At 72.4% G+C, this 15,741-nt stretch carries 5 protein-coding genes; all 5 read right to left on the reverse strand.

From position 1 onward, the window contains the following. Positions 1 to 247: 247 nt before the first annotated feature. Positions 248 to 1,414, reverse strand: a complete 1,167-nt coding sequence (locus B4N89_RS37595) for a DUF2156 domain-containing protein (protein ID WP_078981039.1) — start codon at positions 1,412 to 1,414, stop codon at positions 248 to 250. 231 nt (positions 1,415 to 1,645) lie between these two features. Continuing rightward, positions 1,646 to 5,875 carry a beta-ketoacyl synthase N-terminal-like domain-containing protein gene (locus B4N89_RS37600; protein ID WP_078981040.1) on the reverse strand — a complete coding sequence of 1,410 codons (4,230 nt, stop codon included), beginning with the start codon at positions 5,873 to 5,875 and terminating at the stop codon, positions 1,646 to 1,648. A 5-nt stretch (positions 5,876 to 5,880) separates the two neighbouring features. Next, complete coding sequence (locus B4N89_RS37605) at positions 5,881 to 12,585, reverse strand: type I polyketide synthase (RefSeq protein ID WP_161500955.1); 6,705 nt, start codon at positions 12,583 to 12,585, stop codon at positions 5,881 to 5,883. 22 nt (positions 12,586 to 12,607) lie between these two features. Beyond that, positions 12,608 to 14,194, reverse strand: a complete 1,587-nt coding sequence (locus B4N89_RS37610; protein ID WP_235619183.1) for a PfaD family polyunsaturated fatty acid/polyketide biosynthesis protein — start codon at positions 14,192 to 14,194, stop codon at positions 12,608 to 12,610. 57 nt (positions 14,195 to 14,251) lie between these two features. Next, the gene (locus B4N89_RS37615) at positions 14,252 to 15,334 is read right to left on the reverse strand and encodes an SDR family oxidoreductase (RefSeq protein ID WP_161500956.1); all 1,083 of its coding nucleotides are present in this window, start codon (positions 15,332 to 15,334) and stop codon (positions 14,252 to 14,254) included. Between the last annotated feature and the right edge of the window lie 407 nt (positions 15,335 to 15,741).

A 15,741-nucleotide genomic window follows, 5' to 3' on the forward strand; every position in this document is an offset into this window, starting at 1 on the left:
GCCCCCGCCACCACGAGGCCCGCACCCCTGACATCCGTACCATCACGCCCCCCGAAGCCCCGGACCGGACACGGACCGTCCGTGCCCTCCCCGACAACGCTACGAACCCACGCCCCGCCCGTCCTCCCGCACCAGAGCCAATTCCCCTTCCCCGCCCAGGGGGCGCGAAGGCACCCACCTCCCCCGCCCGGGGGAGCTGCGATCTACCCCCGGCGGGCGGCGCCTTCCCCGCGACACGGTCGGTCGATCACAACAGGCCTGTGGAGCGCACGAGGTTCCATACCGCGGCCACCCGGACGCGGTCCTGGAAGGCCACGTACTGGGGTTCGCACACGTGTGGGGCCCACTTGAGTTTGAAGGCCTCCTGGGTCCGCGCCGGGTACAGCTCGCGCCCACGCTTGGTCCCCTGCCGCAGCGTCCATCCGAACAGGGGAGAGGCGACGGCCGGTTCGTGCTCGTCCGCGAGCCCGACGAACGGCGCGAGCCCGAGGTGGAGCCAGCCCGCACCCTCCTCGGTGAAGGTGTTCAACGCCGTGAGGGTGATCAGTTCGTGGGTGCCGACGGGGGCCTGGGGGCGGCGGCGCGACAGGTCGCACAACCACCCCGGCCGGCGTCCCCAGGCGGGCGCGTAGGTGATGTAGGCGACGATCTCGCCGCGGTGTCGAGCCAGGAACGTGCGGCGCAGCGTCCGGCCGGTTCCGCCGTGTTCGCCGACCATGAAGGACAGTTGCCGCACGAGGCGGCCCTTCTCGCGCAGCCACTCGCGGTCGATCCGCTCCAGGGTGCGTCGGTCGGGCACGTCGTCGGCTCCCACCTCCGTGACGACGACCCCCTCCCGTCGGGCCCGGGAGACGTTCTGCCGAACCTTGGCGAGGGGTTTGCCGCGCAGCGTGAAGCGAGAGAGGTCGATGCCGTAGGCGACGCCGAGTTGGTTGACCGCGAAGCCGCGATCGGCGTACAGCGCGACGTCGTGCGAACGGAGCTGAACCGCCGTCAGCACCCTGCGCCGCCCGGGGCCGCGGTCGAGCGTGTCCAGGTATTCGTCGAGCAGCGCCCCTCGGTGCGCGGGCGCCGCGAACGGCCCGCCGAACTGGATGTGGTGACGCCGCCCGGGCAGAAAGGCGACGAGCCCCGGGACGCCGCTCCCGTAGTGGTGCCGCGTCCCGGAATTGACCGCCAGGAAGGCGCTCGGATGGTCCGCGTGGGCACGCAACATCCCGATCGGGTCCTGCCCGTCCGCCGTCGCTACCGCGACCCTGGTCGCCGTCCCGGTACCGCCGAGCGCCGGCCCTCGGCTCCCGCCGGTCACGCTCCGCTGTACCGGCACGACGCCGCTGTTGCCGTCGCCGCCTTCCCCGTTCCCGCGATGCCGGTCGTTCCGGACGGAAGGCGGCTCTTCTGTGCCGAAGGTCATGGCTTTCCCCAAGCTGAGGCGGTCGTGTCACAGGGACAAACGAGCCGTCCGGAGGTGCTGACACGCCTTCGCCGCGAAAAGGCCGGGAGGTTCACTCGTTCCACGTCGCGTACGGGACGCCCCGGCGCAAGCGGGCGTGCGCCCCGGCGTGACGGGGCCGGGCATGTGACGGTGGGCGGGCCCGAGGGGAGCCCGCCCACCGTCACGACGTCGACCGTGTACCCGTGTCGGCTACGGCCGGTCCTCCACGGTGATCGACTCGGCGTCCGCATGCACCACGAGATGGTGCCGCGTGTCCGGTTGGTCGGACAGCCAGGCGATCCGGTTCCGCACGTCCACGACGACCCGGGCGGGGTGTTCGCCGTGCGCCCGGGCCACGTGTTCGCGCATCGCCACCTCCTCCGCGTGCAGTCGGGCCGGGGCGCCCGCGGGCAGACCGTAGACGTAGGCCAGCCCGCCGGTGGGCCAGTCGGCCGTCTCCAGGACCGCCCGATCCAACCGGCTGGCGCCGCCGACGACCTGGGACAGGCTCATCTTCGGCGCGGGTCGGCGCTCCAGGAGGAAGGCCCGCCGATCGGCGCCGGATTGCAGCTCCAGCACACTCGGCGGGGACACCATGCTGACGTTGCGGAACGCGGCGCACAGCCGGTCCCCCGCCAGGACCTGGAAGTCGACGAACAGCAGATCACCCTCGGATCCGCCCGGCCGGGCCTCCACGCGCAATTGCCCCTCCGTGGGGAACGGAGCGAAGAGGTCCATGCGGACCAGACCGTGCGGATACGGCACCACATTGGGCCCGACCTGCGGATAGGGCAACCAGAACACCCGATCGGCGATGATGTGCGTCGCCGCGTCGAGCAGCCCGGGGTGGGTGAACGTGCCGGGGACGGAACCCCGTTGCGCGTCCAGGATGCCGAAGGCACCGCCGCTGCCGTAGCCGACCTCGGTGAGGTACCGGAAGGCCGGACCGTGTGGCAACCGGTGGGTGAGGTAGGGCAGATCGGCCCGCCGGGCATCGGTGAGCGGCGGCAGCGGAGCCGGCGTGTCGGGCCGGTCGAACGTGATCGTCGCCTCGGCGACGGGTTCGAACCTGGACAGCGCCTCGTTCCGGGCCGGTCGCCACATCAGCAGGCTGACGTGCACATCCCGACCCCGGCCGGCCATCGGCTCGACTCGGGTGAGCAGCCGGGTGGGGCTCACCACCGGGATCCAGCGCTGGAGGCGCAACTCCCGCAGGCCGGTGGCCCGCAGGCCGGTGTACGTACTCGCCGCCTGGAACAGGTGATCCACCGTGCACATCATCGGCAGCACCGGCAGCGTCCACGTGGGACAGTGGTCGAGCACCCACGGATCGGCATCGGGGCTGACCATGAACTCGCGTTCGGCCGGGCCGGGTTGCGGCTCCGGGACGAGCGCGGCAACCTCGGCGACCGGTTCGATCGGCGGGGTCGGCGGGGCCGACGGAATCGGCAGGGTCGGGGCGACCGAGGCAACCGAGGCGACCGGGACGGCCTGGGCGCCTCGGCCAACCGGAGCGACCGGGGCGACCGGCCCCCCCGAGTCCGCCACGAATGCATCCGCTTGCGGACCGTACGACTGTTGGAACATGCCGGCGACTTCCAGCAACGCCCGGGTCGCCTGCCGCTGAACCTCCAGGAACAGCAGGTGATTCTCATGCCGGGTGTTCATGAAGTGCACATGCGACCTGCCGACGGCCCGCTGATGGGCACTGAGCGCGGTCGGCACCAGAGTCTCCTCCACCGAAACCGCAACCGGCACGGACACCGGTACCGGAGCCGGAACCGGAGCAGGTGCAGGAGCCGGAGCAGGACTCGAAGCCGGAGCGGGACCCGGAGCCGCCACCGGCACGGCCACCGCGACCGGAGCCTCCCCCGGGCCCGCGGCTCCGCCGATCTCCGCCGCCGGCACCCTCCGAGCCGCGGGCAGCGTCACGAGTTCCCGCGCCGGCCGCGCGTCCTGGAGCCGAAGCACGGTTCTGAGGTCGAAGAACGCGATGCTGGACAACCGCCTGGCAGGCGTCTGCCCCTCCGCCCTTCGTCCCAGGGTCGCCACGCCCGTCGCCGCCGGAGCGGTATCCCCCGCACTCAGCAGGAGTTCGGCCGGAGGCGCGCCCAGCGGAGCGACGGTCACCTTCGCCCTCGCCAGTTCCGCCCGCGAAGACGCCTGCGCCCCCACGACCGGCACGGTCCGGTGGTACAGCGCCACCGCGGCGCACGCCACGCTCAACAGCCCGGCCGCGCAGTGCGGGCGCCCGAACAGGCCGGAGGGATCCAGCCGATCCGGCCGCTCGGCCGGCGCCGACAGGGGATCGAGGTCGCCGACCACCAGGTCGACGGTGCCTTGACTCGCCTCGTCGGCGTCCCCGTCCTCGCCCTGCGGACCGATCACGGCCAGGATGGGATCACCGTCCCGACGCGCGTGGTCGAGCCGCTTCAGGGCCAGCACCACGGCCGCGTTCCCCTCGGCTCCGGGGAGCCCGAGGTCGCGGACGACCGACCGATGCACCACCGTCGAGGCGAGGTCGACCGCGCCCACGAGCGCCGCGTCGCTCGCTCCGCTGCCGATCGCGTCGACCGCGAGGTCGAGCGCCCGGATCCCGGAGGCCTCCTCGGCGCAGACCGCGACACTGGCGTCGGTCAGTCGAAGTTGCGCGCTGATCCGGTTGGCGGCGATGTTGCCCAGGCCCCCGAGGGACCACGGCGGACAGTTCAACGGATCGGCGACACGATCCTCGGAGGATGCCGCGGCCGCCGCCGAACGCCGCGCCTCCAGGGTCGTGCGGTTGTGCCAGACGGAGAACTCGGCGTGCACGGTCGCGCTGCCGACACCCACGAGCACCATGGTGCGCTCGTCGGGCAGGGTCAGCGCGCGGGCGGCGTCGCGGGCGGCCTCCAGGACCAACAGGTGTTCCCCGGAGGTCTGCAGCATGTCGTTGGGCGGCATGCGCAGGCCGTCCACGCGCAGTTCCACCGTGCGCGGCGGCCGCAGCCTCGGCTCACCGGTCAGCAGCGCCTCGACGAAGTCGCCGGTGGTGTCGCCGTCCCCGACGCGGGCGCCGAGGCCGACGATCGCCACTCGGTGCCGGCGGCGCCCGGCGGGGCCGGGCACGGCCACGCCGGGGAAGGAGGTCGACGCCCGGTCGGCGGTGTTCCAGGCGTCCACGACCAGGTGTGCGTTGACCCCGCCGAACCCGAAGCCGCTGACCGCCGCCCGCCGCAGCCCCCGCCATTCCTCCGGCCGGGCCAGTGGCCGCAGCGGTGTGCCGCGCAGGGCCTCGTTGGCGTCGTCGGCACCGACCGTCGGCGGCAGTGTGCCGTGTTCCATCGCGCCCAGCACCTTGAGCAGCGCGGCCCCCGACGCGGCGGTGAGCGGATGGCCGAGGTTGCCCTTGACCGACCCGATCGGCAGATCCGTACGCTCCGCGAAGATCCGGGCCGCGCAGCCCAGTTCCACGGTGTCGCCGACCGCCGTGCCGGTGGCGTGGCACTCCAGCAGCGACACCGTCTTGGGGTCGATCCCCGCCGCCCGGTAGGCCAGGCTCATCGCGCGTTGTTGCTGACCGCCGTCCGGGACGAGCATGCCGCCCCGGCCGCCGTCGTTGGTCGCCCCGATCCCGCGGATCACGCCCAGCACGGGGACATCCGCGACCAGCGCGTCCTCGAGCCGCATCAGGGCGACCATCGCGGTGCCCTCGGCGGGCACGAGGCCGTCGGCCTCCCGGTGGAAGGGCCGCGAGCGCGCACTGGGGCTCAGTGCCCCGAGCCGGCCCATGCCGTGGCTGATGATCTCGGGCGCACCGCCGTTCAGCGCCCCGGCGACCATCAGGTCCGCCTGCCGGAAGTGCAGCTTTCGGCAGGCGAGTTCGATCGCGTACAGCGCGGAGGCGCAGGCCGCCTCCAGGACCACCGCGCCGGCCCGCAGCTCGAAGGCCTGGGCCACGAGCTGCGCCGGCAGGCCGAAGCAGAATCGGCTCATCGGAATCGGCGAATGCCGGTCGTGCCGGGGCCACTCGGCCCGGACCTCGGCCGGCTGCGAGCGCAGCCAGACGTCCTCGGCGTACGCGACCATCGACGTGGTCGGGCACGAGATGTTGCCCAGGACCAGGCCGGTGCGTCGGTGCAGCCCGAGCCGATCGACCTCGGCGAGCGCCTGCCGGGTCGCGTGCACGACCCAGCGAACGGTCGGATCCAGGCCCTTGATCTGCTCGGCGTCGATGGCCAGGCCGTACGGGTCGAAGCGCTCCTCGAACCCGGTGACGTGGCCGAACACCGTGCTCGCGGGGTCGGCCCCGCTCCACTCGGGCCCCGCCGTCGGGCGCCCGATGGAGAACGGGGTCAGCCGTACCGCGCCGGAGACCACGGTGTCCCACAGTTCGGCGGGCGTGAGTGCTCCGGGCAGGACGCAGCCGCGTCCCACGATGGCGATTGCGGGGAAGTCCATGCCCCTCACGCGTCCGTCGAGATCAGCGCGGGCCGGGTCGCGGTGGACAGGTCCGGACGGTAGATCATCTCCACGCCGCCGAGCACGGCCAGGACCTGTTCCGTGCCGCCTTGTTCGGTGGTGAGCCAGATGTCGCAGACCGCGTCGTCGGTGCCCTGCTTGACGCTGCGCACGGTGCACTTCACCGGCGCCGTCACGGCACCGGTGGACACCACGCGCACCTCACGGATGCCCATCGGCAACGACTGCACGCTGGCCGAGGACAGGACCCACAGGCAGGCCGCCTGGAGTGCGCCGTCCATCACGAGCGGGTCGGTCTGCCAGGTGTCCTGTGCCCAGCCGCGTTGCCGCGCGCCGATCAGGTCGCAGGTCGCCCCGGTGGAGTTCAGTCCGGTGATCGAGTCGATGGCGTGGAAGCTCGGGCCGTGGAAGAGCATCGCTCCGTCGTAGACGGCGCTGCCGGGGTGTACCTCGAAGTTCTCGTCGACGGGCTCCGCCGCCGGGGCGGTCAGCTTCGCGGCCTCGCCCGGACCGGCGAGGGCCGAGTAGTGCAGCGCGCCGTCGGGGCTCTTGAGTTCCAGGCGCAGCGTGGTGTCGGGGTGTGTGCCGTCGGGACGCACGTGCACCCGCAGTCGGGTCTGCTCGGTCCCGAACCGGTCCAGTGCGATGGTGCGCAGCACGCGCAGGTCGCGGACCAGGACGGAACCGTTGTCCGGCAGCGCGTTGCGCGCGGCGGCGGCGAACCATTCGAGGACCAGTGCCACGGGCACCACGGGGCGTCCCGCGATGCTGTGGTCGATCAGGTAGGGGTGGGTGTCGGCGCCGACGACGATCTCGGTGACGTCGGGCTGGTCGGCCGGGTCACCGGCGGGGGCGGCCGTGCCGGCGGCGATCGACACGCAGGCCGGGGCGGGCTGTTCGAGTTCGGTCATGAACGCCTTGACGCCGGCGGCTTCTTCGAGGAGCGGGACGCCGAGCCGGCGGAAGTGCTCGGCGTGTGCCGGGGACACCATGCCGGCCGCCCACGGGCCCCAGGCCACGGCCTTGACCGTGGTCCCCGGGCGGTGCACCGCCTCGGTGGCGGTGATCTGCTCCATGGCCTGGTTGGCCGCCGCGTAGTCGCACTGTCCGGCGGTCCCCAGTCGTGCGCTGACCGAGGAGAAGGCGCACACCAGGCGCACCGGGTCGTCGGCGGTCAGGTCGAGGAGGGTGCGGAATCCGCGCACCTTCGTGTCGTAGACGGTGGTGAACTGGGCCTCGGTCTTGGCCGAGATGTTGCTGTCGGCGATCACGCCGGCGGCGTGGATGATCCCGGTGATCGGGCCCCAGTCGCGGCGTACCTCGGCCAGTGCCTCGGCGACGCGCTCGCGGTCGGTGGCGTCGGCGGTGACGTATCGGGTCTCCGCGCCGGCGACGGCCAACTCGTCCAGGGTGCCGCGGATCTCGCGGGAGGCGAGCACGCGGCCGGAGGCGACGGCGAGTTCGGCCAGGGTCGGGGTCGCGCCGGTGTGCTCGTCGCGGCGGCTGCCCAGGATCTGGCGGATGGCGGTCTCGTCCGCGGCGCCGCGCAGTTCGTCGTCCTCGTCGACGGGACGGGTGCGGCCCAGGAGCAGGAACTTCGGCCGGTGTGCGCGGGCGAGGGCGAACAGGCACGACGCGGTGATCCCGCGGGCCCCGCCGGTGACCACGACCACGGGGTCCGGCCCGAGGTCGAGCGGGCGGGGTGCGGCCGTCGGCTCGGTGCTGCCGCGCAGCAGCGCCCGCGAACCGTCGGCGGCCAGTGCGACGTCGGTGACGTCGTCGCCGTGCAGGAGTTCGGCGGCGATGGCCTGGGCGATGTCCTGCGGGGCGCGTCCGGCCCGGTCGATGTCGATCGTCTTGATCGAGGCGTGGGCCCATTCGTTCGCGGCGGTGCGGGCGAGCGCGGCGATTCCCGCGCAGCCCTCGCGACCGCGGACGCCGGAGGTGCCGAACGCGCCGCCGGTGTCCTGGACGACGACCAGTACGCCGCCGCGGCGGTCCATCGCCGAGGCGATGGTGCGCAGGGTCGTGAAGACCTCGCGGGTGGGTGCGTCGGGGTCCTGCTCGGGGTCGATCCCGCGCAGGCCGGCGAGGGAGATCACGGCGGTGGAGTCCTCGGTCACGCGGTCCGTGACGGAGGCTTTGATGCCTTCGCGGCGCAGGGTCTCCGCCAGGCATTCGGCGACGCCGGTGCCGTCGTCGGTGATCAGCAGCGGTTGTTCGCGCAGTCCTTTGAGCGCGCTGCCGGCCGCGGCCTCGACGGGTACGAGGGCGGTGCCGGTGCGCAGGACGGTGAACTGCGGCGCCTCGTGCTTGCTCTGCGCGGGAATCTGCTCCTGCGTACGGGCGGCAGGCGCGGCGGGGGCGACGACGGGCGCCTGGGGCTGCGCGGGGCCGGCGTCGGGGGTGCGCAGCGAGGTGATCTTCTCGGCGATCTCGGCGATGGTGCGCAGCCGGGCCAGGTCGGCCGGGTCCACGTCGGCCTCACCCGGGAAGTGGTCCCGCAACCGGGTCAGGATCTGCACCCGCTTGATCGAGTCGACACCCAGGTCCACCTCCAGATCCATCTCGGGCGTGAGCATCTCGACCGGGTAACCGGTCAATTCGGCCACGATCGCCAACGCCACGTCCGCACCGCTCTCCTGAACCGGAGCCGGCGCGGCAGCCTGAGCGGGAGCCGGAACCAGGGCCTGCGTCCGGGCCGGAGCCTGCGCGCCGGCACCGCCGGGGGTGCGCAGCGAGGTGATCTTCTCGGCGATCTCGGCGATGGTGCGCAGCCGGGCCAGGTCGGCCGGGTCCACGTCGGCCTCACCCGGGAAGTGGTCCCGCAACCGGGTCAGGATCTGCACCCGCTTGATCGAGTCGACACCCAGGTCCACCTCCAGATCCATCTCGGGCGTGAGCATCTCGACCGGATAGCCCGTCAATTCGGCCACGATCGCCAACGCCACGTCCGCACCGCTCTCCTGAACCGGAGCCGGCGCCGGCGCGGCGGCCGGGGTGGGGACGGGAGCGGCGGCCGGAGCCGGGGCGGGCGCGGCCGCGAGGGCCGGTGCCTGGGTCGGGGCGGGGATCTGCGCCATCGCGGGCGGTGCCTGGACCACACTCTGGTGCACGACGGGCGCGACCGGAGCCGCGGCAACCGGCGCCGCCGGAGCGGGCGGCGGGGCCTGGGTGACCGGGGCCGGCGCCTGGTACGCCGTCGGCGTCGGCGGCGCGGGGCTGATCTCCAGGGCCGGGGGTCGGGCCTCCAGCGCGCGCGGGCCGGGTGCGACGGGCGCCGGCATCTCGACCGGGGCGGGCATCGGCGCGGCCGCGGCTCGCGGCTCGGCTCCGGGCCGCCAGGCCATCAGCGCGTCCAGCGAGGTCTTGGCCAGGTCCAGGTAGGAGGCGTGACTGGCCGAAGTCGTGCTCTGGTAGGCGCTGTGCGCGTCGCCCGCCTGGCGCTGGACCTCCAGGAACGCGTGCAGCCAGGCGCCGGAGGCGGTCACCGGTGACCAGGTGGAACCGGACGAGGTGACGTCGTGCGCCGTCGGCTCCGCGGCCGGCGGGTCGTAGCGCACCGGCACGGCGGGGGCCGTCTGTACCGGAACGGGCGCCGGCACGTAGGCGGGCGCCGGCGCCGCGTACTGCGCGGGGGCCGCGGCGGCAACCGGAGCCGAGGCCGCGGTCGGAGCGGCGACCGGCGCCGGCGCGACCGGCGGCGCCGCCTGCACCCGAGCCGGCGGTGCCGCCTGGGTGACGGCCGACGGCGCCGGCGGCATCGGCCGCGCGGCGGCGACCGGCGGCGCCGGGCTCGTCGGCGCGACGGCCGGCTGGAACCCGGTGCCCGACTGTTGGGCCACGGGCACGGCGGGGGTGCTCTCGCGGTGGCCCACTTCGGGGTTGGGACCGGAGATGGGGATGGTCATACCCGTCCTTGTCAGCGATGGCGAAGGAGTGCTCGAGGTGAACGAGGCCCACAGCGGGGCGAAGTCCAGGGGGCGACCGGCGACGGCCAGCGCGCCCAGGACGCGGTGCAGTGCGGCGAGTCCGGATCCCCGGTTCTGGTCCGCGCTCAGCGCGAGGTGGGGTCGGTCCGCGAGGATCCTGCCGACCAGGCCGGTGAGTACGGTGCCCGGGCCGGCTTCGACGAACGTGCGGACGCCGTCGTCGTGCATGGCCAGGATCATGTCGGCGAACCGCACGGAGGAGGTCACGTGATCGTGCAGCACGGTGCGGATCGCGGACGCCTTGTCGGGATACGGTCGGGCGTCGGCGTTGCCGTAGACGGCCATGCGCGGCGTCGCGAACTCGTACCGCTCCAGGGTGGGCCGCCACCCGGTGGTCGCGGACTGGATCAGCGGGCTGTGGAAGGCGCAGGAGACGGCGAGCCGTCGGGTCTCGAGTCCCTGCTCCGAGGCGCGCTTCTCCACCTTGGCGATCGCCGATTCCGCGCCCGAGACGACGTGCTGCGTCGGGGAGTTGTAGTTCGCGACCCAGGCTCGGCGAATGCCGCGGACCAGGTCGTCGGCCTCCTTCGCGGAGGCGGTGACGGCGAGCATCGCGCCCGAGACCTTGCCCGCGTCGCGCAGGAGTTCGCCGCGGGCCCGGGCCAGGGCCATCAGGGTGTCGTCGTCGTAGACGCCGGCCGCGTGCAGTGCGGAGAGTTCGCCGAAACTGTGTCCCGCCACGCAGTCGGGTTCGAAGCCGACCGCGCCCAGGATCTCCCGCATCGCCAACGCGTGGGCGGCGAGCGCCGGTTGCGCGCACTCGGTGGCCTTGAGCCGTTCGGCCTGCGCGCGTTCGCCCGCCTGGTCCACGGCCGGCGGCGGGAAGACGAGGCGGTGCAGCGGGTGTCCGTCGATCTCGAAGCCGGCCAGCCGGTCCCACGCGGCGAGCGCGAGCGGCTGGTGCATCACGACGTCCATGCCCATCTCGGGGTACTGACTGCCCTGCCCCGGGAACAACAACGCGATCTTGTCGGTCGAGGCGGGGCCGCACGCGTAGCGCGCACCGCCGGGCGTGTGGAAGGCCGCCCGGGCGTCGGCCGCGATCCGGCGCCGCGCGTCCGCCGCCTGGGCCCGGAGGTCTTCCTCGTCGCGAACGACCAGGCACAGCCGATGGGTTGCCGCGGCGTCGAAGGCGAGTTGGGTACGGCGCGCCAGGTCGGCCGGCGGCGCGGTGTCGGCGGCCAGCGCGTCCAGCGCCGCGACCAGCGCGGGACCGGACTCGGCGCTCAGCAGCAGCAGTTCGCTGGGCGCACTGCGGGTGTACCGCTCGCCCGCCGGGGCGGTTTCCGCCGTGCGGTGCTCTTCGAGGGTGACGTGGAAGTTGGTTCCGCCGAACCCGAAGCTGGAGACCGAGGCCCGACGCGGGTGGTCGTCGCCGCGGATCCAGGGCCGGGTCCGGGTGCTCAGGTAGAAGGGGCCCTTCTCCATCTCCAGGGCGGGATCGGTGCGGTCGGCCTTGATCGTGGGCGGCAGGATCCGGTGGTGCAGGGCCAGGGCGGCCTTGGCCAGTCCGACGGCGCCGGCGGCGGTGCGGGTGTGGCCGATCTGCGACTTGACCGATCCGAGCGCGCAGCGCGCGATGTCGGCCGGGTCGCCCGAGCCGAACACCTCCTGGAGGGCCGTGACCTCGGCGGTGTCGCCGGCCTTGGTGCCGGTGCCGTGGGCCTCGATCAGCTCCACCGTCGCGGGGCTGTAGCCCGCGCTGGCGTAGGCCCGGCGCAGCGCGCGGACCTGCCCGGCGACGGCGGGGGCGTAGATCGAGGATCCGCGTCCGTCGGAGGAGGTGCCCACGCCGCGGATCACCGCGTAGATCCGGTCGCCGTCGCGTTCGGCGTCGGCCAGGCGCTTGAGCATGACCATGGCCACGGCCTCGCCCAGGAGCGTGCCGTCGGCGTCGACGGAGAAGGGTCGGCACTCGCCCGACGGGGACAGCGCCGGGGTCTTGCTGAAGCAGGTGAACCCGAAGGCGTCGCACAGCGGGTCCACGCCGCCGGTGATCATCATGTCGGCGCGGCCGAGGGTGAGTTCGTCGATGGCGGCGCTCATCGCGGACAGCGAGCTGGCGCAGGCCGCGTCGGTGGTGTAGTTGCTGCCGTGCAGGTCGAAGTGGCGCGCGACACGGCCGGCGATGACGTTGGTGAGCATGCCGGGGAAGGAGCTCTCCTTCCACACCGGGTAGGAGGCGGCGATGGCCTCGCACAGCTCGTCGGCCTTGGCCTCCGGCACGCCGCGCGCGAGCATGACCCGGCGCCAGGTCGGCCGCTGGGATCGAAACGACATGCGAAAGGCCAGCTCGGTGGGGCTGGCTCCCAGGATGATGCCGGTGCGTTCTCGCATCGTCTCGGAGGGGCCGTCGTCGCCGCAGGCGTCGCGCAGGACCCGCTCGGCCGCGACCAGGCTCAGCAGTTGTGCGGTGTCGGTGGCGTCGATCGTGGACGGTGGGGTGCCGAAGGCCAAGGGATCGAACGCCACCGGCGACATGAACGCCCCACGCTTGCCGTAGGTCTTGTCGGGGGCGGTGGGGTCGCTCGAATAGTGATCGCTCACGAGCCAGTGGGTGTCCGGCACGTCTCGGATGAGGTCACGGGCGTGGACCACGTCGCGCCAGAACCCGCCGGCGTCCGAGGAGCCGGGCAGCAGGGTGCTCAGGCCGACGACGGCGATGGGTGGTTGGGAGGGACGGGAACTCTCGGGCACGGGACTCCTTGCGATATGAGAGTCAGAGGAGTTCATGGGCGTGGACCGTGAACGCCTGGGCGGGCAGGTCGACACCGTGGCTGCGCAGTTGTTGCGCGCGGGTCAGCACCGTGGCGCCTTCCATGAGGTTGCGGGCGATCTGCACGACGGACAGGTTCGCGGGATCGGCGAGGAATCCGTCCTTGCGCCAGTCGTTGAAGGCGCCCACCGCGGGGCCGCACCAGATCTGGTAGTCCACACTGCGGTCGGCGACCCCGGTGGTCGCCCAGGTGCTGGACATGCCCAGGTACCAGCGGAACACCAGCGCCATGCGGTGTTTGCCGTCCACGGCCGCGCGGTCGGCCTGCGCGGGCTCCCTGGCGCGCCAGAACTCCTCGGTCTGGGCCCACACCTGCGCCACCGGCTGACGGAACATCTCCCGTTCGAGTCGGGCGATCAGGGCCGGGGGGATGTCCTCCAGCGACTCGTGGTCGCGGTACAGCTGGAAGAGCCGGGAGGCCCGGGCGGCGAACATCGTGCCGCGGCTGAGGACCTGTACCTTCGAGCCCATCTCGAACATGTCCGCGGACGGCGCCATGGCCACGTCCATCGTGTCCGCGGCCTGGAGCATCGTGCGGGCCCGGTCGGAGGTGTCGGCCTCCAGGCTGAGCTGGTTGACCGATCCGGTCACCACGTACGCGGCGCCCATCGCGAACGCGGCGGCGACGGCGTGCGGGGTGCCCAGGCCGCCGGCCGCGCCGATCCTGGTGCGCGGCGCGATGCCGTGCCGGTGGGCAACGGTGTCGCGCAGGGCCAGGATCTGCGGGAGCGCGGTGGACAGCGGCCTGCCGTCGGTGTGCCCGCCGCTGTCGGACTCCACGGTCAGGTCGTCGACCATCGGCACGCGGGCCGCGAGGGCCACCTCGTCGGCGGTCAACAGGCCCCGCGTCAGCAGTTCGTGCAGCAGCTCGGGGGGTGCCGGTGCGAGGAACTGTTCGGCGACCTCGGGCCGCGAGACCTTGGCCATCATCATCCGGGGACGGACGATCCGGCCGTCGGGGCGCACCTGGAGGCCCGCCGCGCAACAGTGTGCGAGGGCGCGGGTGACCTTGCTGAAGGCCGACACCGACACGCACCGCACACCGTGTCGGATGGCGAGGGCGGCGACCTCGTCCTCCCACACGGGCGAGTGCGGGTTGTGGATGATGTTCACCCCCCACGGGGCGTGTTCGGGCAGCTTGTGGCGCAATTCCTCGATCGCCCGGCGAACCGCGTCGATCGGCAGTCCGGCCGCTCCGAAGATGCCCAGCAGATCGGCGCGCGCCATCGCCTCGACCATGGCGACGCCCGCGATCCCCTGCGCCATCTCACCGGCCACGTAGGGGAATCGCACGCCGTGGTCGGTGGTGAACGAACGATCCCCGAGCCATTCGGGATACAGCGGAGAGAGTGTGCCGACGACTTCGCAGCCGTCGACGGGCGCGTCACCCAGGACGGCGCCGGTCACGGAGTCGGACAGGCGCCGAACGATCGTGGCCATGCTCCGCGGTTGGCGAAGCACGGCCAGGAGACCGTCGGCGGTGGGATCCGACACGTCACGACGGGGTGATGCCTGCAGTCCGATGGTCATGAACGGTTTCTCCTGTGGCCTTTCGGAAAGGGTGTCGAACTCGGGTTTCGTCGACCGTCAGAGAATCCCGTGCGTACCGGCCAGGAGATAGGCCATGTCGACGGTCGTCCGGGAACAGGGCGCACCCAGGACGCGGCGTGCGTTGCGGTCGTCGAAGACCCGCGTGTGCCGAAAGTACGCGGCGAACCCGGCGTAGCTGTGAAAGCGCTGCTCGGCCGGGGAGAGCCTTTCGGGCAGCTCGGGTCGCAGGACGATGCGGATCGGGGCGAATTTTTCGAAGAGCTCGATGAGCGTCGTGGCGGAGACGTCGTCCGGGTGGACGATGTGGTATGTCTCCGCCTTCGTGGACCGGTGTTCCGCCGCGATGCTCACGATGGCCCTCGCGGCGTCCTCGACGGGGAGGCAGTTCAGCCGCGCGTCGGCCTGCCCCTGCATGTGGATGACCGGCCGCAGGCCCCGTGGAATGGAGAGTCCGGCGATGCCTCTTTCGATCGTCGACGCACGCAGCAGTCCGCTGATGGTCTGCAAGGGGTGTGCCGGGAGGCCCGGCGTGGGGGGCCGGTCCGTGAGGAGAATGCTGGGGCGCATGATCAGTGCCGGCATTCCGCTTTCCCGGGCCCATCGGCCGACCAGGGATTCGGCGTCGCACTTGGACCGCTCGTATTCGTTCTCGAATCCGTAGGTGTCGATCAGGTCGGCTTCGGCGACGGTGCCCGAGCGTCGGGCGCCCGCCACGAACGCGGTGCTGACATGGCAGAACGGCGCGCCGTGCGGGCTCCTGGAGGCGATGTCGAGGAAGTTTTGCGTTCCGTTTACATTCACCGGTCGAATCGCCCGGGCGCCGGTGTTGAGATCGATGTTTCCGGCACTGTGCAGGAACATGTCGGTACGCCGGACGAGTTTTTCCACCCGGTCGTCGGGGAGGCCGAACAGAGGACGCTCGATTTCGATGTCCAGTTCGTCGGCACGGCGCCGAAATTTCTGAATGAATTCCGGTGTCTCGCCCAATCGGCCCAGGGCGTGCGAGATTCGGTCGATGGCGCTCGCGCCGCCGCGGCGTGAGAGCAGGGTGACGGAACAATTCCGATTCACGAGTTCACGAACGAGCCGCAGACCCAGGAAACCGGTGCCTCCGGTCAATACAACCTGCACGGTCTCATTCCTCTTCTCGTGGAACCGACGCCGGCTAATGCGACGACGATACTATCCATGCGCGGGCGCTGGAAAAGTCCACGCTGCGGCGGGGGAAGTCAGATTCACCGGTATGGGCTAGTTCCGAGCCGGGGTGTCGATGGGCATAGGCATCCACTCGCGCGCCGGCCGGACACGTCCGATTCTTAATACATACGATTTATTGCGATGCGGCGCCCGCGGGCGCAATAACGAGTCGGGGTCCGCACGCGCGGTACCCTTCGCTTGCGGTGCGCACAATTCCTCCGAATATCCGTCGACGCCGCGGACCGTCGGCAACGGTATTCGCCCCTGCCCGGCCGCCCGACGCGATGGCGGCCCGGAGTTCGCCGCGCCCGCACCGAGCCCGGTTCACG

It is taken from the genome of Embleya scabrispora, from assembly GCF_002024165.1.
Taxonomy (GTDB): Bacteria; Actinomycetota; Actinomycetes; order Streptomycetales; family Streptomycetaceae; genus Embleya; species Embleya scabrispora_A.

What these genes read in the sequence shown, in the direction of transcription:
- B4N89_RS37595 (WP_078981039.1), bottom strand. Translation starts at nt 1,414, where the DNA reads ATGACCTTCGGCACAGAAGAGCCGCCTTCCGTCCGGAACGACCGGCAT.
- B4N89_RS37600 (WP_078981040.1), bottom strand. Translation starts at nt 5,875, where the DNA reads ATGGACTTCCCCGCAATCGCCATCGTGGGACGCGGCTGCGTCCTGCCC.
- B4N89_RS37610 (WP_235619183.1), bottom strand. Translation starts at nt 14,194, where the DNA reads ATGACCATCGGACTGCAGGCATCACCCCGTCGTGACGTGTCGGATCCC.